Source organism: Erwinia sp. CGal63 (genome assembly GCF_037026505.1).
In the GTDB taxonomy this organism is placed as follows: Bacteria; Pseudomonadota; Gammaproteobacteria; order Enterobacterales; family Enterobacteriaceae; genus Erwinia.
Map to the genome: position 1 here is coordinate 89,409 of NZ_JAKUMN010000001.1, position 17,291 is coordinate 106,699.

Sequence of the window (17,291 nt, forward strand, 5' to 3'; positions counted from 1 at the left end):
CACATGTGCGGTATTGTCGGGATCGCCGGTTTTATGCCGGTCAACCAGTCGATTTATGATGCGTTAACGGTGCTGCAGCACCGTGGCCAGGATGCTGCGGGCATCGTGACTATCGATGCTTTAAACTGCTTCCGCCTGCGCAAGGCGAACGGCCTGGTGAGCGATGTGTTTGAAGCTCGCCACATGCAGCGCCTGCAGGGCAATATGGGCATCGGCCACGTACGTTACCCGACTGCTGGAAGCTCCAGCGCTTCCGAAGCGCAGCCTTTTTACGTCAACTCGCCTTACGGCATCACGCTGGCGCATAACGGCAACCTGACCAACGCCCACGAGCTGCGCAAGCAGCTGTTTGAAAGCGGCCGCCGTCACATCAACACCACTTCCGATTCGGAAATTCTGCTCAATATTTTTGCGGCAGAACTGGATCGCGTTCAGCACTACCCGCTGGAAGCCGAAAACATTTTTACGGCAGTGGCGTCGGTACATCAGCAGGTGCGCGGCGCCTACGCCTGCGTGGCGATGATTATCGGCCACGGCCTGGTCGCTTTCCGCGATCCTAACGGCATTCGTCCGTTAGTGATCGGCAAGCGCGCGCTACCGGATGGCCGCAATGAGTATATGGTGGCTTCTGAAAGCGTGGCGCTGGATACCCTGGGCTTTGAGTTCCTGCGCGACGTCGCGCCGGGCGAGGCGATCTACGTCACCGAAAAAGGGCAGCTTTTCACCCGCCAGTGCGCGGAGAACCCGAAATTCAATCCGTGCCTGTTCGAGTACGTCTATTTTGCCCGCCCGGACTCGTTCCTGGACAAAATTTCCGTCTACAGCGCGCGCGTGCGTATGGGCACAAGGCTCGGCGAAAAAATCGCCCGCGAATGGGAGGATCTGGATATCGACGTGGTTATTCCGATTCCGGAAACCTCCTGCGATATCGCGCTCGAAATGGCCCGTATTCTGGACAAGCCATACCGCCAGGGCTTTGTGAAAAACCGCTATGTGGGCCGTACCTTTATCATGCCGGGCCAGCATCAGCGCCGCAGCGCGGTACGTCGCAAGCTGAACGCCAACCGCGCCGAGTTCCGCGGCAAGAACGTGCTGCTGGTGGATGACTCCATCGTGCGCGGCACTACCTCGGAGCAGATTATTGAGATGGCGCGCGAAGCGGGCGCGAAAAAAGTCTATCTGGCCTCGGCCGCGCCGGAAATCCGTTTCCCGAACGTTTACGGTATCGATATGCCAAGCGCGACCGAACTGATTGCGCACGGTCGTGAAGTTGATGAGATCTGTAAGCTAATTAAAGCCGATGCGCTGATTTTCCAGGATCTGGACGATCTGATCGAAGCTGTACGCGAAGAAAATCCGGATATCGCCCAGTTTGAGTGCTCGGTGTTCAACGGCGTCTACGTTACCAAAGACGTTGACCAGCGTTATCTGGAGCATATCCAGTCGCTGCGCAATGACGACGCCAAAGCGGTAGCGCGGCAGAACGAAGTGGAAAACCTGGAAATGCACAACGAAGGCTGATGCGTTCGCAGGTTTCCTGGTATCATGGGTCGGAAGCAATTCCGGCCCATTTTTTTTGCGGCGCGGACACAGACGGCTAAGGACTATTATGAAACGACTGATCATCGGCATTTCGGGCGCCAGCGGCGTGATTTACGGCGTGCGCACGCTGCAGATCCTGCAGCAGGTTGCAGGCGTGGAAACGCATCTGGTCATGAGCCAGGCTGCGCGGCAGACGCTGGCGCTGGAAAGCGACTATTCGGTGCGCGACGTGCAGGCGATGGCGGATGTGGTGCATGACGCGCGCGATATCGCCGCCAGCATCTCCTCCGGCTCTTTTAAAACCGATGGCATGGCGATCCTGCCTTGTTCGATGAAAACGCTCTCCGGCATCGTCCACAGCTACAGCGACGGTTTGCTCACGCGCGCGGCCGACGTGATCCTGAAAGAGCGGCGTCGGCTGGTGCTCTGCGTGCGCGAAACGCCGCTGCATCTCGGTCACCTGCGCATGATGACTACCGCGGCGGAGCTGGGCGCGATTATTATGCCGCCCGTGCCCGCTTTCTATCATCGTCCGGAAAAAGTGATGGATATCGTCGATCAGACGGTTAACCGCGTGCTGGATCAGTTCGAGATCGAACTGGCGGAAGATCTTTTCACGCGCTGGCAGGGTGCATAGACGCCTGTCTCGCGCTCCTTTTTGGTGCATTTTTCCGCATAAAAACGCTTTGCGTGCAAAAAATGCACCAAAGCGATGCATTTTTCTTCGCTATCCTCGCCATCGGGTCGCGTTTTTTTAACGTTTCCCTGACCCGGTGCGCCCAATCGCTTTGCCTGAAAGCTGGCATGAAACCTGCAAGTGTTTGCGCTGGCCCCTCCATAATAAAACTCTGAGGATAATCTATGAAGAAGCAGGTTATGGCTCTTTCCCTGCTGCTGGCGCTCTCTGCCGGCAGCGCTTTTGCCGCCGCGCCGAAAACGCTGCGTATCGGCACCGATCCAACCTACGCGCCATTCGAATCGAAAAACGCTCAGGGCGAGCTGGTGGGCTTTGATATCGATTTGGCCAATGAACTCTGCAAGCGTATGGAGGCTAAGTGTACCTTTGTGGAAAGCGACTTCGACGCGCTGATCCCGTCACTGAAGGCGAAAAAAATCGACGCGATTATTTCTTCGCTCTCTATTACGGAAAAGCGCCAGCAGGAGATCGCCTTTTCTGAAAAACTCTACGCGGCCAATGCCCGTCTGATTGCGCCGAAAGGCTCTAAGATCGAACCGACAATAGCGTCGCTGAAAGGCAAAACCATTGGTTTGCTGCAGGGCACTACTCAGGAAACCTATGCTAACCAGTACTGGCGCACTAAAGGCGTCACCGTTACGCCTTACGCCAATCAGGATCTGGTCTATCAGGATCTCACCGCTGGCCGTATCGACGCTGCCTTCCAGGATGAAGTCGCCGCCAGCGAAGGTTTCCTCAAGCAGCCTGTAGGCAAAGATTACGCTTTTGCTGGCCCGGCAGTGAAAGATGAGAAAATCTTCGGCGTCGGCACCGGCATCGGTTTGCCGAAAGAGAGCACCGAGCTGAAAGCCGCTATCGATAAAGCTTTCGACGACATGCGCAAAGACGGTACCTACGACAAGCTGGCAAAAAAATATTTCAATTTTGACGTGTACGGCGGTTAAGAAAACCTGTCACGGGGAGGGCGCTGGCTCTCCCCGATTTGCCCTGCGCGCGGCGGGTCAAACGTTCAGAATCAGACAGGAAACTGCTTATGCTGTATGGCTACTCTGCACTTATTTTTAAAGGCGCGATGGTAACGCTGGAGCTGGCGCTCAGCTCGGTGCTGCTTTCAGTGGCGCTGGGCCTGATCGGCGCCGCCGCCAAGCTCTCCCGACGTCGCGCGCTGGTGATGCTTTTTGAAGGCTACACTACGCTGATCCGCGGCGTGCCCGATCTGGTGCTGATGCTGCTGATTTTCTACGGCCTGCAAATCGCGCTTAACCAGCTTACCGATCTGCTGGGTTTCAGCCAGTTTAATATCAATCCTCTGGCGGCGGGCATTATCACGCTGGGATTTATCTACGGCGCCTACTTCACTGAAACCTTTCGCGGCGCCTTTATGGCCGTGCCGAAAGGGCAAATCGAAGCGGCGACAGCCTTCGGTTTTAGCGCTTCTCAGACCTTCCGCCGCATTCTTTTTCCGGCGATGATGCGCTACGCGCTACCCGGAATCGGCAACAACTGGCAGGTTATCCTCAAAGCTACCGCGCTGGTATCGCTGCTGGGGCTGGAAGATGTGGTGAAAGCGACGCAGCTGGCGGGTAAAAGTACCTGGCAGCCATTTTATTTCGCCATCGTGGCCGGCGTGATTTACCTGATTTTCACCACGCTCTCCAACGGCGTGCTGTGGTGGCTGAATCGTCGCTACTCGGTGGGCGTCAAGAGGGCTGACTTATGATCGATATCCTGCAGGAGTACGGGAAAGCTCTGCTGTGGTCGGACGGCTACCGCTTTTCCGGCGTGGCGATTACGCTCTGGCTGCTGATTATCTCCGTGGCGCTTGGCGGCTGCCTGGCGGTGCTGCTGGCGATAGCGCGCGTCTCCAGCCTGAAAGTCGTGCGCTTGCCGGTCTGGCTGTTTACTTATGTTTTTCGCGGCACGCCGCTCTATGTGCAGCTGCTGGTGTTCTACTCCGGGATGTACACGCTGGAAGTGGTCAAGGGCAGCGAGTTGCTGAACGCCTTTTTCCGTAGCGGCCTGAACTGCACGCTGCTGGCGTTGACGCTCAATACCTGCGCCTATACCACGGAAATTTTCGCCGGCGCCATCCGCGCCGTGCCGCATGGTGAAATCGAGGCGGCGCGCGCCTACGGTTTTTCCACCTTTAAGCTCTGGCGTTGCATTATCCTGCCTTCGGCGCTGCGTATCGCGCTGCCGGCCTACAGCAACGAAGTCATCCTGATGCTGCACTCTACGGCGCTGGCGTTTACCGCTACCGTGCCGGATTTGCTGAAGGTGGCGCGTGATATCAACTCCGCCACCTATCAGCCTTTTACCGCCTTCGGTATCGCCGCGGCGCTTTACCTGATTATCTCTTATGTGCTGATTAGCCTGTTCCGTAAGGCGGAAAAACGCTGGCTGGCACATATAAAATCTTCTTCGACCCACTGAGCAGAGCTATGGCCAATAAACTAAACGTCACCGAGCTGCATAAGCGTTACGGCGATCATGAAGTGTTGAAAGGCGTCTCGCTGCAGGCGAACGCGGGCGACGTCATTACCATCATCGGCTCTTCCGGCTCGGGAAAGAGTACATTTCTGCGCTGTATTAATTTCCTAGAAAAGCCCAGCGAAGGATCTATCTCCGTTAATAATCAGCCGATTAATCTGGTGCGCGACAGCGACGGTCAGCTAAAGGTTGCTGACAAAGAGCAACTTCGGGCGCTGCGCACCAGCCTGACCATGGTATTCCAGCACTTTAATCTCTGGAGCCATATGACGGTGCTGCAAAACGTGATGGAAGCGCCGATCCAGGTATTGGGACTGAGCAAGGCGGAAGCGCAGTCGCGCGCTATCCACTATCTGGAAAAAGTGGGCATTGACGAGCGTGCCCGGGCGAAATATCCGGTGAATCTTTCCGGCGGTCAGCAGCAGCGCGTATCCATCGCTCGCGCGCTGGCGATGGAGCCGGAAGTGCTGCTGTTTGATGAGCCAACGTCAGCGCTCGATCCGGAGCTGGTAGGCGAAGTGCTGCGCATCATGCAGAAGCTGGCGGAAGAGGGCAAAACCATGGTGGTGGTGACGCACGAAATGGAGTTCGCCCGTCACGTTTCCAGCCAGGTTATCTTTCTGCATCAGGGCAGAATAGAAGAGCAGGGGCCGCCGGAAGCGCTGTTTAATAATCCGCAGAGCCCACGGCTGCAGCAGTTTTTATCGGGCGCGCTGAAGTAGAGCGCGTGGCTGAGCTACACCACGTCCGCCAGCGCCTCGTCCAGCTGATACCAGCGGAAGCTGAAGCCGGAATCCTCCAGCCGCTTTGGCAGCACGTGCTGACCGCCCAGCACCAGCACCGCGGATTCGCCCATCATCAGCTTAATCGCGCTGGCGGGCGTGCGCATAAAGGCCGGACGATGCATCGCGTGTCCCAGCATAGCGGCGAACTGTTCGTTGCGCACCGCATAGGGCGAAACCATGTTAAACGGGCCGCGCAGCTGCGGATTGTCGAGCAGCCACAGAATGGCGTTCAGCATATCGTCGATATGTATCCACGGCATATACTGCTGGCCGCTGCCGAGCGGGCCGCCGATGCCCAGCTTAAAGGGCAGTTTCATTTTGCCCAACGCGCCGCCCTGTTTCGCCAGCACCACGCCGGTGCGCAGCAGGCAAACCCGCGTTCTGTCGCTGTCGGCCGCCATTGCCAGCGATTCCCAATGGGCGCACAGCTTGTGGGTAAACTCCTGCTGGCCGGGATCGTCCTCGGTGAGCACCAGATCGCCGGTGTCGCCGTAAAAGCCCGTCGCCGAGCCGGAGATAAACACCCCGGGCGGCGTGGCGCTGGCGTTGATCAGCGTCGCCAGCCGTTCGGTAATCTGCCAGCGGCTTTCGCATAGCTGCTGTTTATGCTGTTCGGTCCAGCGTTTGTCGGCGATAGGCTCGCCGGCCAGGTTGATAATGGCATCCACGCCGTCAAGATTACGCTGTTGATCCAGGCCGGACCACAGGCTCACTTTTTCACCCAGCTTCTGGCGCGCGCTGACCACGTCGCGGGTAACCACGCTCACGCTTTCGCCGCGGGATAACAGACGAGGAATCAGGTGGCTACCGATCAGGCCGGTACCGCCCGTGAGTAAAATGTGCATGCTGAAACTCTCCCCAAATAGTATCGTTAAGCATGCCATAAGCTTAGGCGAAGTTAGCGGAAAAGAGCGTCCCGCGACCGTCGCCAACCTCAGCGTCTCGCGTGCCGATTGCCTTTCGTCAGAAAAATGGGTAAACAGAGTGCAGACGCCGCGCTTTAAGGAACCCGGAATGAACTCTCCTAACGTTGTTTTGTGGTCTGACGCCTGTTTTTTTAGTCCGTATGTGATGTCCGTCTTTGTCGCGCTGAGTGAAAAGGGCGTGCCGTTTTCGGTAAAGCGCCTCGATCTCGCAAGCCGGGAGCATCTTCAGCAAGCCTACGGCGAGCTCTCACTGACGCGGCGCGTGCCGACGCTGCAGCTTGACGGTTTTCTGCTCTCTGAGTCTTCCGCCATCACGGAATATCTGGAAGAGCGCTTTCCCGCGCCGGACTATGAGCGGCTCTATCCGCGCGAGCGTGAAAAGCGCGCCAGGGCCAGAGAGATTCAGGCCTGGCTGCGCAGCGATTTTTTGCCGCTGCGTCAGGAGAGGCCAACAGAAGCGATCTTTGCCGGCGAAACCTTTCCGCCGCTCTCCGCAGCCGCGCTCCGTTCCGCTGAGAAGCTTATTTCCGCCGTCGAACGCCTGCTGCCGTCCGGCCAGCAGAATCTTTTCGGCGAATGGTCGATAGCGGACACGGATCTGGCGATAATGATTAACAGGCTGGCGCTGCATGGCGACAGCGTGCCGCAACCTCTGGCCGATTACGCCCATTTTCAGTGGCAGCGCGCTTCGGTACAGCTCTGGCTGACAGAATCTTTTAAAGATGCCGCGCAATGACACAGCGGGATCAATATTTTAAGACAGCCCGTGGCAGACTGCGCGGGCAGGCATCAACGAGCGCAAAAGCGCCAGACAAGTAAGGGTTAGGGATGGTGGAGCAAGACAGCAACACGGAGTGGGTGGATATCGTTAACGAGGATAACGAAGTGATCGCGCAGTCCAGCCGCGCGCATATGCGTGCGCAGTGTTTACGTCATCGCGCGACCTATATTGTGGTGCACAACGGCGCAGGAAAGATTCTGGTGCAGCGTCGGACGCAGAATAAAGACTTTATGCCCGGGATGCTGGATGCGACGGCGGGCGGCGTGGTGCAGAGCGGCGAAGAGATGCTGGAATCGGCGCGCCGCGAGGCGGAGGAAGAATTGGGCATCGCTGCCGTGCCTTTCGCTGAACACGGTCTGTTTTACTATGAAGACGACTATTGCCGCGTTTGGGGCGGGCTGTTTAGCTGCGTTTCTCATGGCCCTTTCGCGATGCAGGAAGAAGAAGTGGAAGAGATATTCTGGATGACGCCGGAAGAGATCACCGCCCGCTGCGACGAATTCACTGCGGATTCGCTGAAGGCGCTGTCGCTGTGGCTAAGCCGTAACGGCGAGCAACACCGTTAAAAAAGGCCGCTATAGCGGCCTGAAGAGCGTTGAAGAACCCCATGCTTTCATGGGGTTCTGCTTTTTTAACGACGCTGCTTAACGGGTTTCGCGTACGGCCAGACGAGGCTGCGTTTTGCGGCCCAGCATACCTAACCAGCCGGCGATAGCAGCTTCGACCAGCAGGACAATCAGCGTAATCCAGCTGGCTTTCGCCGTGGCCGCGGCGGCTTTATCGCCTGCTTCACGGGCTTTCTGCTCAGCCTGTTTTTTCAGCTCCTGATATTTCTGATAAGCCTGCTCATAGCTCTGCTGAGTCTGGGCGACGATCTGATCGACTTCCTGATCGCTTTTGCCGGTGCGGGCTTTAATGATGTTTTTCAGCGCGTCCACGTCAGCAGCCTGCAGCGTAGCCTGATTGCGCTGCACTACGCCAGAAAACCAGTTAGCCAGATCGGTATCGGCGTTCTGCTGGTTTTGCGCGGTATTCTCTGCCTGATTCTGCGCGGTGTTGGCTTCCTTGTTGGCGTCCTGCTGCAGTTTTTCCGGCTGCAGTTCCGGCTTACCGGTCTGACGCAGCGTGGTTTCCAGCTCGTTCTGCAGATTATTCAGGTCGATATTGTTTTCCTGCAGCTTCTGCTTGATGTTCTGACCGACGGAAGGCGCGATAGCGGAGATGCCATTGCCCAGCATACTGAAGCCGGAACCGACCACGCTGGCAGTACCGCTCACCGCGCTGCTGAGCACGGCAACGACCAGCCAGACGCAGACCAGCGTATTAACCGCCCACATCAGCAGTCCGTGCAGCGCACCTTCGCGCTGTGCCAGACGGCCGCTAATATAAGCGCCCGCGCCGACAGAGATCAGCATACTTAATCCTGTCCAGATGGTGGCGCCGGTGCCCAGGCCATCAAGCGGATTCTGCTCTTTTAAAGGATCGATGGTGGTGGCACCTATCGCCGTGCCTAAAACGGTCAGCAGCAAATAAATAACCATAGAAAGGATCACGCCCGCAAAAATAGCGCTCCATGAAATACGTTTTAGCGGAAGACCGCTATTTACTTCATTATAAACCGGATGAATTTGATGATCGCTCATGAGAGAACTCCCTTGCCTGATATCGGTTGGTTCCTGATGACATTATTATCGATAAGACTCAGTCTCTTGCCATGATAAGCCTGGCACCGGAAGCTGAATTCTACCAGGAATAATTTCACCTCGATTTTTTGTCTTATAATTCAACAGGAAAGGGGGTGTTTTGCTTACAAAAAACGCCAGAAGGGAAGCACGAGACGCCTGATTGAAATAGCGGTTTTCGACTTATTTCCGCTTGAAAGATTCTTTTATTATAAACAAAGAAAGGCGGATCTTTCGATCCGCCTTAATTTAAAGCGCGCTTAGCCTTCGGCCTGTTTTGCCTGAATGGCGGTCAGCGCGATGGTATAAACAATATCGTCCACCAGCGCGCCGCGTGACAGGTCGTTAACCGGCTTGCGCATGCCCTGCAGCATCGGCCCGATAGAGATCAGATCCGCTGAACGCTGCACGGCTTTATAAGTGGTGTTGCCCGTGTTCAGGTCAGGGAAAATAAACACGGTGGCGCGACCGGCGACCGGCGAATTCGGCGCTTTGGATTTAGCCACGTCCGCCATAATAGCCGCGTCGTACTGCAGCGGGCCGTCGATAACCAGATCGGGACGTTTTTCCTGCGCGATACGCGTTGCTTCACGAACTTTCTCTACGTCGCTGCCCGCGCCGGAGTTGCCGGTGGAGTAGGAGATCATCGCCACACGCGGCTCGATACCGAAAGCGGTCGCGGAATCGGCAGACTGAATGGCGATCTCAGCCAGCTGCTCCGGGTTAGGATCCGGGTTGATGGCGCAGTCGCCGTAGACCAGCACCTGCTCCGGCAGCAGCATAAAGAACACCGAGGAAACCAGCGAGCTGCCCGGCGCGGTTTTAATCAGCTGCAGCGGCGGACGAATGGTGTTGGCCGTGGTGTGCACCGCGCCGGAAACCAGACCGTCCACTTCGCTGCGCTCCAGCATCATGGTGCCGAGCATCACGTTGTCTTCCAGCTGCTCCTGCGCCACCACTTCGGTCATGCCTTTGTTTTTACGCAGCTCCACCAGGCGAGGAACGTAGTTCTCACGCACGACTTCCGGGTCGACAATCTCAATGCCTTTGCCCAGCTCGACGCCCTGAGCGGCGGCCACGCGCTGGATCTCTTCCGGATTGCCCAGCAGCACGCAGGTAGCGATACCGCGCTCGGCGCAGATGGCGGCGGCTTTAACCGTGCGCGGCTCGTCGCCTTCCGGCAGCACGATGCGTTTGCGCGCCTGGCGGGCCAGCTCGGTCAGCTGGTAGCGGAAGGCAGGCGGCGACAAACGACGGCTGCGTTCGGAAGCGGCGGTCAGCGATTCGATCCAGTCAGAGCTGATATGGCTCGCGACATACTCCTGCACGCGCTCGATACGCTGGGTATCATCGCTTGGCACTTCCAGGTTGAAGCTTTGCAGGCTCAGCGAGGTTTGCCAGGTGTTGGTTTTCACCATAAAGACCGGCAGGCCGGTAGCGAAAGCGCGTTCGCAAAGGCGCTGGATAGGCTCGTCGATTTGATAGCCGCCGGTCAGCAGGATCGCGCCGATCTCCACGCCGTTCATCGCCGCCAGGCAGGCAGCGACCAGCACGTCGGGACGGTCGGCAGAAGTCACCAGCAGCGAACCGGGACGGAAGTGCTCCAGCATATGCGGCAGGCTGCGGGCGCAGAAAGTCACCGACTTGACGCGGCGCGTGGCGATATCGCCTTCGTTGATAACGGTGGCGTTCAGATGACGGCACATATCAATGGCGCGGGTAGCGATCAGATCGAAGCTCCACGGCACGCAGCCCAGCACCGGCAGCGGACTGTTAACGGCGAGCTGCTGCGGATCGATATTGGCCACGCTGGCTTTGGTGGAGTCGTCGAAAATCTCGGACAGATCGGGACGTGTACGCCCCTGTTCATCGACCGGCGCGTTCAGCTTGTTGACGATAACGCCGGTAATGTTTTTATTTTTGCTGCCGCCAAAGCTGCTGCGTACCAGCTTGATGCGCTCCTGCAGCTGGGCTGGCGAATCGTTGCCCGGCGACATCACGAACACGATTTCCGCGTTCAGCGTTTTGGCGATCTCATAGTTCAGCGCGGAAGCGAACTGATGCTTACGCGTCGGCACCAGGCCTTCCACCAGCACGACTTCCGCGTCCTGGGTGTTTTCATGATAGCGCGCGATGATCTCTTCCATCAGCACGTCCTGCTGATTGGCGCCCAGCAGCGACTCAACATGGCTCATCTGCAGCGGTTCGGCGGCCGGAATGGCGGAGTTGGCGCGGATAATCAGCGTGGTCTGATCGAGCGAGTCGCCGCCCGAACGAGGCTGGGCGATAGGTTTGAACACGCTCAGGCGAACGCCTTTGCGCTCCATCGCGCGAATAACGCCAAGACTGACGCTGGTTAGACCGACGCTGGTGCCGGTCGGGATTAGCATTATGGTACGAGACAAAGTAGACCTCTCAAAATTAGACCCGCGATGCCGTGGTTCGGACTGTCACTGCCGAAAAACGGCGCCGGTGGATTTCCTGATGCCTGAAACAACACCGTCAGCCTCGGCTGACGGTGTTCACTTAAGCGGTTAAACGGCTGGCGTCCTGCGCAATCACCAGCTCTTCGTTAGTTGGGATAACGATAGCGGGCCGCGTGCCCTCTTTATTAATAAAGCCGCCTTTACCGAAGCGGGCCGCCAGGTTGCGTTCGTGATCGACCTCGAAGCCGAGCAGCGCCAGTTTATTCAGCGTCAGCTCGCGCACCATCGCGGCGTTTTCGCCGATGCCGCCGGTAAAGATCACCGCGTCCAGACGACCTTCCATCAGCGCCGTATAGGCGCCGATATACTTGGCGAGACGGTGGCAGAACACATCCATCGCGCGCTTCGCATCCTCTTTTGTGGCGTAGTTATCCTCCACGTAGCGGCAGTCGCTGGTCACGCCGGTCAGGCCAAGCAGGCCGGACTCTTTGGTCAGCAGCTTGTTGATAGCGTCCACGCTCATGCCCAGCGTGTCGTGCAGGAAGAAGATGATGGCCGGATCGATATCGCCGGAGCGGGTACCCATCACCAGGCCTTCCAGCGGCGTCAGGCCCATAGAGGTATCCACGCACTCGCCGTTGCGAATGGCGCTGATGGAGCCGCCGTTGCCCAGATGACAGGTAATGATGTTCAGTTCGCTCAGCGGCTTGTTAAGCACCTTAGCCGCCTCGTGCGTCACATAGTAGTGGCTGGTGCCGTGCGCGCCATAGCGGCGCACGCCATGCTCTTCATATAAATAGTAAGGCAGGGCGTAAAGATAGGACTCTTCCGGCATGGTCTGATGAAACGCGGTATCGAATACCGCCACGTTTTTATCGGAGAGGTGCGGAAAGTTTTTCATCGCTTCATCGATGCCGATCAGATGTGCCGGATTATGCAGCGGCGCGAAAGAGGAAGCGTCCTTGATACCCTGGATAACGTCCTGGTCAATTACCACGGACTGGGTCAGTTTCTCGCCGCCATGCACGATACGGTGGCCTATTGCAGTAATTTGTGCAGACAGCGCTGGTTTTTGTGCCAGAATAGTTTTAACGATAAAGTTAAGAGCCTCACTGTGAGCTGCGCCAGCGCCTAGTGCCGCTTCCTGTTTGTCGCCCTCCATTTTCCACTTGATGCGCGCTTCAGGCAGATGGAAACATTCGGCTAAACCGGAAAGGTATTCGTCGCCGTTTGCGGGGTTGAGAATAGCGAACTTTAACGATGAGCTACCGCAGTTCAAAACCAGAACTAACTTACTCGACATGGTAGGTCCTATTGGTTGAGGGTGGCGAAAAAAAACTCAATCAACTATCAGCGTAGCGCATGAAAGCTGGTACATTAATGATGAACATCATGCTGACGGCAATATTTGTCCGAAAGCAAAAAAATTTCATAAAAATCACAAGATTTTTTGAATTTGTGCGCGCTGGTGGACTCTGAACCAGCAGAATCGCAGCAAGCATGTAACAGCCATTCAACAATCGCGCACAGGATAACCGAGTGCCTTGCAAAGACAAAATTTTTTGAAAGATGTCAGGTAAAGTTGTTGAGCTATATTTTTTGTTTAATTTTTATCCCTGAAGTTGAGGTCAACCATGGCAAATGAATCCGGCACCGTCGGTTGGTTTAAACTGTTCCAGAACGGGCAGCACTACATGAAAACATGGCCAGCCGACAAGCGTCTCGCGCCTTTGTTTCCGGAAAACAGAGTGACGACAGCGACGCGCTTCGGCATTCGTTTTATGCCGCCGTTGGCTATCTTCGCCATGACCTGGCAAATCGCCTTAGGCGGCCAGCTCGGGCCAGCCGTCGCTACCGCGCTGTTTGCCTGCAGCCTGCCGATGCAGGGTCTGTGGTGGCTGGGCAAGCGCTCCGTTACGCCGCTGCCGCCCGCGTTGCTGAGCTGGTTCCATGAAGTGCGCGAAAAGCTGCAGGCGGCCGGACAGGCGCTGGCGCCCGTGGAAGGCAAGCCTACCTATCAGTCTCTGGCCGACGTGCTGAAGCGCGCTTTTCGCCAGCTGGATAAAACCTTTCTCGACGATCTCTGAGTTTTGCCGTTTTTCGCTGCGGCGGCGGCGAAAAACTGGCCTGCGTCAAAGAAGTGGCGGTTTGCTGTGCCTTGCCGCAGCGCGTTGTGCAATCCTTGCGCCATCCTAATTTCACCTGTCCTACGGACACCAGGAGTTGATGATGGAAATGAGCCATGCGCAGCGTTTAATCCTTTCTAACCAGTACCGGCTGATGAGCCTGCTGGATCCCGACAACCTCGAGCGCTATCGCCGCCTGCAGACTATCGTCGAGCGCGGTTACGGATTGCAGATGCGTGAGCTGGACCGCGAGTTCGGCGAACTGCCCGAAACGGTGTGCCGCACCCTTATCGATATTATGGAGATGCACCACGCGCTGCACGTGTCCTGGACAAATCTGAAAGATCCCAACGAAATCGAAGAGCGGCGCCTGCAATTTTTGGGCTTCGACGCCGCTACCGAGGCGCGATATCTCGGCTACGTGCGGTTTATGGTGCAGACTGAAGGCCGCTATACCCATTTTGACGCCGGCAGCCACGGCTTTAACGCGCAGACGCCGATGTGGGAAAAGTATCAACGTATGCTCGCCGTATGGCACACTTGTCCAAGGCAGTATCATCTGAGCGCGAACGAGATCGCGCAAATCATCAACGCCTGAGAAGGAATATGCAGTGAAGTGTAAAGGTTTTCTGTTTGATTTGGACGGCACGCTGGTGGATTCCCTACCGGTGGTCGAACGCGCCTGGGTAAACTGGGCCTCGCGGCACGACATCGCAGCGGATGACGTGCTGAATTTTATCCACGGCAAGCAGGCTATCACCTCACTGCGTCATTTTATGGCCGGCGCTTCGGAAGAGGCGATCCAGCAGGAGTTCCTGGCGCTGGAAAAAACCGAAGCGGAAGACACTGACGGCATCGTGGCTCTGCCGGGTGCGGTGCAGCTGCTCGCCACGCTGAACGAGCTCCGCGTACCCTGGGCTATCGTCACCTCCGGCTCGGTGCCGGTCGCCTCAGCCCGACGCAAAGCGGCTGGCCTGCCGGAGCCGGAGATTTTTATCACCGCAGAGCGAGTGCAAAACGGCAAGCCAGCGCCTGACGCCTATCTGCTGGGCGCACAGCTGCTGGAGCTGGAGCCGGAAGAGTGCGTGGTGGTGGAAGATGCCGCTGCGGGCATCCTTTCCGGACTCGCTGCCGGCAGTCACGTTATCGCCGTCAACGCGCCCGCCGGATCGCCGAGGCTGGAGGATGTCGATATGCAGCTCAGCTCGTTGGAGGAGCTGATTATCAGCAAAAATGCTGACGGCACGCTCGATGTGCACCGAAAGCACTAAGATATGATTTAGCCCCGCATCAGCGGGGTTTTTTTATGGCATCCTCCCGAAAGTTTTTCTCACGGGCGGGAAGCGGAAGTGAATAAAGAGCTTATCTGGGTGTTGAGCCTGCTGGCGATAGCGATAGCGCTGTTCGTCAGCGGCAAAATGCGTATGGATGTCGTGGCGCTGCTGGTGATTATCGCTTTTGTGCTGAGCGGCACATTAACCTTGCAGGAAGCGATGATGGGCTTCAGCGACGCCAACGTTATTCTGATCGCGGCGCTGTTTGTGATTGGCGAAGGACTGGTGCGCACCGGCGTGGCGCTGCGTATGGGCGAATGGCTGATGAAAGCGGCCGGCAGCAGCGAGGCGAAAATGCTGGCGCTGCTGATGCTGACCGTGGCTGGCCTGGGCGCCTTTATGAGTTCGACCGGCGTGGTGGCTATTTTTATTCCGGTGGTGCTGAGCGTATCGGCGAAAATGAACCGTTCGCCAGGCAGGCTGATGATGCCCCTGAGCTTTGCGGGTCTGATCAGCGGCATGATGACGCTGGTCGCCACAGCGCCTAACCTGGTGATCAACAGCGAGCTGGTGCGCGAAGGGCTGGCGGGCTTCGGCTTTTTTGACGTGACGCCAATCGGGCTGGTGGCGCTGGTGCTGGGTATCGGCTATATGCTTCTTGCCCGCTTCTGGCTGGGCGCGGCGGAAAACAAACAGGCGAAAAAAGGGCAGGAGCGCACCTTCCGCGATCTGATTCGCGACTACAAGCTTAGTGGCCGCGCGCGTCGCCTCGCGGTGCATCCTGGATCTTCGCTGATTGGGCAGCCGCTGGACGATTTACAGCTGCGCGAGCGCTACGGCATCAACGTGGTCGGGCTGGAGCGCTGGCGTAAATTCCGGCGAGTAATGGTGCCGGTGACCGGCGTTACGCAGTTTCGCGTCCGCGACGTGCTGCTGATCGATATGTCCGCCGCCGATATCGATATCCGCGAATTTTGCAGCGAGCATCGCCTGGAACCACTGATCCTGCGCGGCGAATATTTTTCCGATCGCGCGCAGGATGTCGGTATGGCGGAAGCGCTGATTTATCCCGATTCCGAGCTGCAGGGGAAAACGCTGCGGGAAAGTTCGTTCCGCACCCGCTACGGCGTCAGCGTTATCGGCATTCGCCGCCGCGGCGAAGTGCTGCAGGGTATACTAAGCGATCTGCCGCTGGAGCTGGGCGACTGCCTGTTGGTGATTGGCGACTGGAAGAAGATCCGTCAGCTCCAGCTGCAAAAGCGGGACGTGCTGCTGTTGAGCCTGCCTGCGGAAGTCAAAGAGGTGGCGCCCGCCAGCAGCCAGGCGCCGCACGCTATCTTTTGCCTGGCGCTGATGGTGGCGATGATGCTGACCAACGAGATCCCGAATCCGGTGGCGGCGCTGATCGCCTGTTTGCTGATGGGCAAATTCCGCTGTATCGATATGGAGAGCGCCTACCGGGCGATCCACTGGCCGAGTATTATTTTGATTGTGGGCATGATGCCGTTTGCGCTGGCGCTGCAGAAAACCGGCGGCATTACGCTGATTGTTGATGGGCTGATGGATTTGGCCGGCGGCTACACGCCCTATGTGATGCTGACCTGTCTGTTCGCGCTGTGCGCCACTATCGGGCTGTTTATCTCGAATACCGCCACCGCCGTCCTGATGGCGCCGGTGGGCGTCGCGGCAGCGCACCAGATGGGGTTGTCGCCTTATCCTTTCGCGATGATCGTAGCGGTGGCGGCCTCCAGCGCTTTTATGACGCCGGTTTCCAGTCCGGTCAATACGCTGGTGCTGGGGCCTGGCGGCTATCGTTTTGGCGACTTTGTGAAAACGGGCGTGCCTTTTACCCTGCTGATCATGGCGGTCAGCGTGGTACTGGTGCCGCTGCTATTCCCGTTCTGATGTTTACAGCGACTCCTGGCTGATTTCATCCAGCGACAGGCTGAAGCTCGGCACAAACACCTCGACAAAATAGTCCATTTCCGGGCTTTTCCGCTGGGTGAGCGTTTTTTCAAGCCGGGCTTTCGCCAGCTGAAACTCATGGTTGCCGGCGGAAAGCTCCTCCAGACATTTCAGATAGGCGCAGAGCGCGTCCGCCTGCTTGACGATAGCCTCTTCATCCTCGCTGCGCTGCCGCTCGTCCAGCAGCGGCAGCCAGGCATCCTGCAGCTCTTCGGGCAGCATCTCGACCAGTTTCTGCTGCGCTATCTTCTCTATCTTTTTATATTCGTTGGCGATCTGCGCATTGTAATACTTCACTGGCGTCGGCAGGTCGCCGGTCAGCACTTCGCTGGCGTCATGATACATCGCCGTAAGCGCGATCCGCTCAGCGTTAAGGTTGCCGTTGAACTTTTTGTTTTTAATCACTGCCAGCGCGTGAGCGACCATCGCCACCTGCAGACTGTGTTCGGAAACGTTTTCCGTACGCACGTTGCGCATCAGCGGCCAGCGGTTAATCAACTTGAGACGGGAAAGATGGGCAAAAAAATGGCTCTGATTCATTAAACGTTTTCCTGTGCCAGAAGACCAGAGCGGGGCGACTCCCGCTCTGGCGACACA

At 57.3% G+C, this 17,291-nt stretch carries 17 protein-coding genes; 12 read left to right on the forward strand and 5 right to left on the reverse strand.

The window, feature by feature from the left end; all coding sequences use genetic code 11:
* Window positions 1-3 precede the first annotated feature (3 nt).
* From purF to hisP, 6 genes are all read left to right on the forward strand, one after another.
* Window positions 4-1,521 carry an amidophosphoribosyltransferase gene (purF, locus tag MKZ79_RS00445; RefSeq protein ID WP_336139144.1) on the forward strand — a complete coding sequence of 506 codons (1,518 nt, stop codon included), beginning with the start codon at window positions 4-6 and terminating at the stop codon, window positions 1,519-1,521.
* A gap of 88 nt (window positions 1,522-1,609) precedes the next feature.
* Entirely contained in the window at window positions 1,610-2,179 is a 570-nt protein-coding gene (locus MKZ79_RS00450; RefSeq protein ID WP_336139146.1) for a UbiX family flavin prenyltransferase, read from the forward strand.
* A gap of 224 nt (window positions 2,180-2,403) precedes the next feature.
* Complete coding sequence (gene argT / locus MKZ79_RS00455; protein WP_336139147.1) at window positions 2,404-3,183, forward strand: lysine/arginine/ornithine ABC transporter substrate-binding protein ArgT; 780 nt, start codon at window positions 2,404-2,406, stop codon at window positions 3,181-3,183.
* 89 nt (window positions 3,184-3,272) lie between these two features.
* Complete coding sequence (locus tag MKZ79_RS00460; RefSeq protein ID WP_336139148.1) at window positions 3,273-3,959, forward strand: histidine ABC transporter permease HisQ; 687 nt, start codon at window positions 3,273-3,275, stop codon at window positions 3,957-3,959.
* On the forward strand, window positions 3,956-4,672 hold the full coding sequence (locus MKZ79_RS00465) for an ABC transporter permease (RefSeq protein ID WP_336139150.1): 717 nt from the start codon (window positions 3,956-3,958) through the stop codon (window positions 4,670-4,672). Before MKZ79_RS00460 ends, MKZ79_RS00465 begins: the two co-directional genes overlap by 4 nt.
* 8 nt (window positions 4,673-4,680) lie before the next feature.
* Window positions 4,681-5,451, forward strand: coding sequence for a histidine ABC transporter ATP-binding protein HisP (gene hisP / locus MKZ79_RS00470; protein WP_336139151.1), 771 nt, complete (start codon window positions 4,681-4,683; stop codon window positions 5,449-5,451).
* Window positions 5,452-5,465: 14 nt separating this feature from the next.
* Here hisP and MKZ79_RS00475 read toward each other — a convergent pair whose 3' ends face one another.
* A complete protein-coding gene (locus MKZ79_RS00475) occupies window positions 5,466-6,359 on the reverse strand; it encodes a TIGR01777 family oxidoreductase (protein ID WP_336139152.1) in 894 nt (297 codons plus the stop codon).
* A gap of 169 nt (window positions 6,360-6,528) precedes the next feature.
* Here MKZ79_RS00475 and yfcF point away from each other — a divergent pair, with 169 nt between their 5' ends.
* On the forward strand, window positions 6,529-7,176 hold the full coding sequence (gene yfcF, locus MKZ79_RS00480; protein WP_336139153.1) for a glutathione transferase: 648 nt from the start codon (window positions 6,529-6,531) through the stop codon (window positions 7,174-7,176).
* Window positions 7,177-7,268: 92 nt separating this feature from the next.
* Window positions 7,269-7,787 carry an NUDIX hydrolase YfcD gene (gene yfcD / locus MKZ79_RS00485; protein ID WP_336139154.1) on the forward strand — a complete coding sequence of 173 codons (519 nt, stop codon included), beginning with the start codon at window positions 7,269-7,271 and terminating at the stop codon, window positions 7,785-7,787.
* A gap of 78 nt (window positions 7,788-7,865) precedes the next feature.
* Here the strand turns inward: yfcD and MKZ79_RS00490 are convergent, their stop codons facing one another.
* The 3 genes from MKZ79_RS00490 to ackA all read right to left on the reverse strand — a co-directional run bounded on the left by MKZ79_RS00490 (window position 7,866) and on the right by ackA (window position 12,632).
* Window positions 7,866-8,864 (reverse strand): TIGR04086 family membrane protein, encoded by a 999-nt coding sequence (locus MKZ79_RS00490; protein ID WP_336139155.1) that lies wholly within the window; start codon window positions 8,862-8,864, stop codon window positions 7,866-7,868.
* 299 nt (window positions 8,865-9,163) lie between these two features.
* On the reverse strand, window positions 9,164-11,308 hold the full coding sequence (gene pta, locus MKZ79_RS00495) for a phosphate acetyltransferase (protein WP_336139156.1): 2,145 nt from the start codon (window positions 11,306-11,308) through the stop codon (window positions 9,164-9,166).
* A 121-nt stretch (window positions 11,309-11,429) separates the two neighbouring features.
* Window positions 11,430-12,632: an acetate kinase gene (gene ackA / locus MKZ79_RS00500; RefSeq protein ID WP_336139157.1), complete on the reverse strand. Its 1,203-nt coding sequence runs from the start codon at window positions 12,630-12,632 to the stop codon at window positions 11,430-11,432.
* A gap of 331 nt (window positions 12,633-12,963) precedes the next feature.
* Between ackA and yfbV the strand changes: the two genes are divergently transcribed.
* From yfbV to MKZ79_RS00520, 4 genes are all read left to right on the forward strand, one after another.
* A complete protein-coding gene (gene yfbV / locus MKZ79_RS00505; RefSeq protein WP_336139158.1) occupies window positions 12,964-13,416 on the forward strand; it encodes a terminus macrodomain insulation protein YfbV in 453 nt (150 codons plus the stop codon).
* A gap of 142 nt (window positions 13,417-13,558) precedes the next feature.
* A complete protein-coding gene (locus tag MKZ79_RS00510) occupies window positions 13,559-14,053 on the forward strand; it encodes a YfbU family protein (RefSeq protein ID WP_336139159.1) in 495 nt (164 codons plus the stop codon).
* A 13-nt stretch (window positions 14,054-14,066) separates the two neighbouring features.
* Window positions 14,067-14,726, forward strand: coding sequence for a sugar phosphatase (locus tag MKZ79_RS00515; protein ID WP_336139160.1), 660 nt, complete (start codon window positions 14,067-14,069; stop codon window positions 14,724-14,726).
* A 78-nt stretch (window positions 14,727-14,804) separates the two neighbouring features.
* Complete coding sequence (locus MKZ79_RS00520) at window positions 14,805-16,634, forward strand: SLC13 family permease (protein ID WP_336139161.1); 1,830 nt, start codon at window positions 14,805-14,807, stop codon at window positions 16,632-16,634.
* A 3-nt stretch (window positions 16,635-16,637) separates the two neighbouring features.
* Here MKZ79_RS00520 and yfbR read toward each other — a convergent pair whose 3' ends face one another.
* Entirely contained in the window at window positions 16,638-17,234 is a 597-nt protein-coding gene (gene yfbR, locus MKZ79_RS00525) for a 5'-deoxynucleotidase (protein ID WP_336139162.1), read from the reverse strand.
* Window positions 17,235-17,291: the final 57 nt, after the last annotated feature.

Coding starts and splice junctions, on each gene's coding strand:
- yfbR (WP_336139162.1), bottom strand. CDS start 17,234: ATGAATCAGAGCCATTTTTTTGCCCATCTTTCCCGTCTCAAGTTGATT.
- yfcD (WP_336139154.1), top strand. CDS start 7,269: ATGGTGGAGCAAGACAGCAACACGGAGTGGGTGGATATCGTTAACGAG.
- MKZ79_RS00450 (WP_336139146.1), top strand. CDS start 1,610: ATGAAACGACTGATCATCGGCATTTCGGGCGCCAGCGGCGTGATTTAC.
- ackA (WP_336139157.1), bottom strand. CDS start 12,632: ATGTCGAGTAAGTTAGTTCTGGTTTTGAACTGCGGTAGCTCATCGTTA.
- purF (WP_336139144.1), top strand. CDS start 4: ATGTGCGGTATTGTCGGGATCGCCGGTTTTATGCCGGTCAACCAGTCG.
- argT (WP_336139147.1), top strand. CDS start 2,404: ATGAAGAAGCAGGTTATGGCTCTTTCCCTGCTGCTGGCGCTCTCTGCC.
- yfcF (WP_336139153.1), top strand. CDS start 6,529: ATGAACTCTCCTAACGTTGTTTTGTGGTCTGACGCCTGTTTTTTTAGT.
- MKZ79_RS00475 (WP_336139152.1), bottom strand. CDS start 6,359: ATGCACATTTTACTCACGGGCGGTACCGGCCTGATCGGTAGCCACCTG.
- MKZ79_RS00490 (WP_336139155.1), bottom strand. CDS start 8,864: ATGAGCGATCATCAAATTCATCCGGTTTATAATGAAGTAAATAGCGGT.
- yfbV (WP_336139158.1), top strand. CDS start 12,964: ATGGCAAATGAATCCGGCACCGTCGGTTGGTTTAAACTGTTCCAGAAC.
- MKZ79_RS00460 (WP_336139148.1), top strand. CDS start 3,273: ATGCTGTATGGCTACTCTGCACTTATTTTTAAAGGCGCGATGGTAACG.
- MKZ79_RS00465 (WP_336139150.1), top strand. CDS start 3,956: ATGATCGATATCCTGCAGGAGTACGGGAAAGCTCTGCTGTGGTCGGAC.
- MKZ79_RS00510 (WP_336139159.1), top strand. CDS start 13,559: ATGGAAATGAGCCATGCGCAGCGTTTAATCCTTTCTAACCAGTACCGG.
- hisP (WP_336139151.1), top strand. CDS start 4,681: ATGGCCAATAAACTAAACGTCACCGAGCTGCATAAGCGTTACGGCGAT.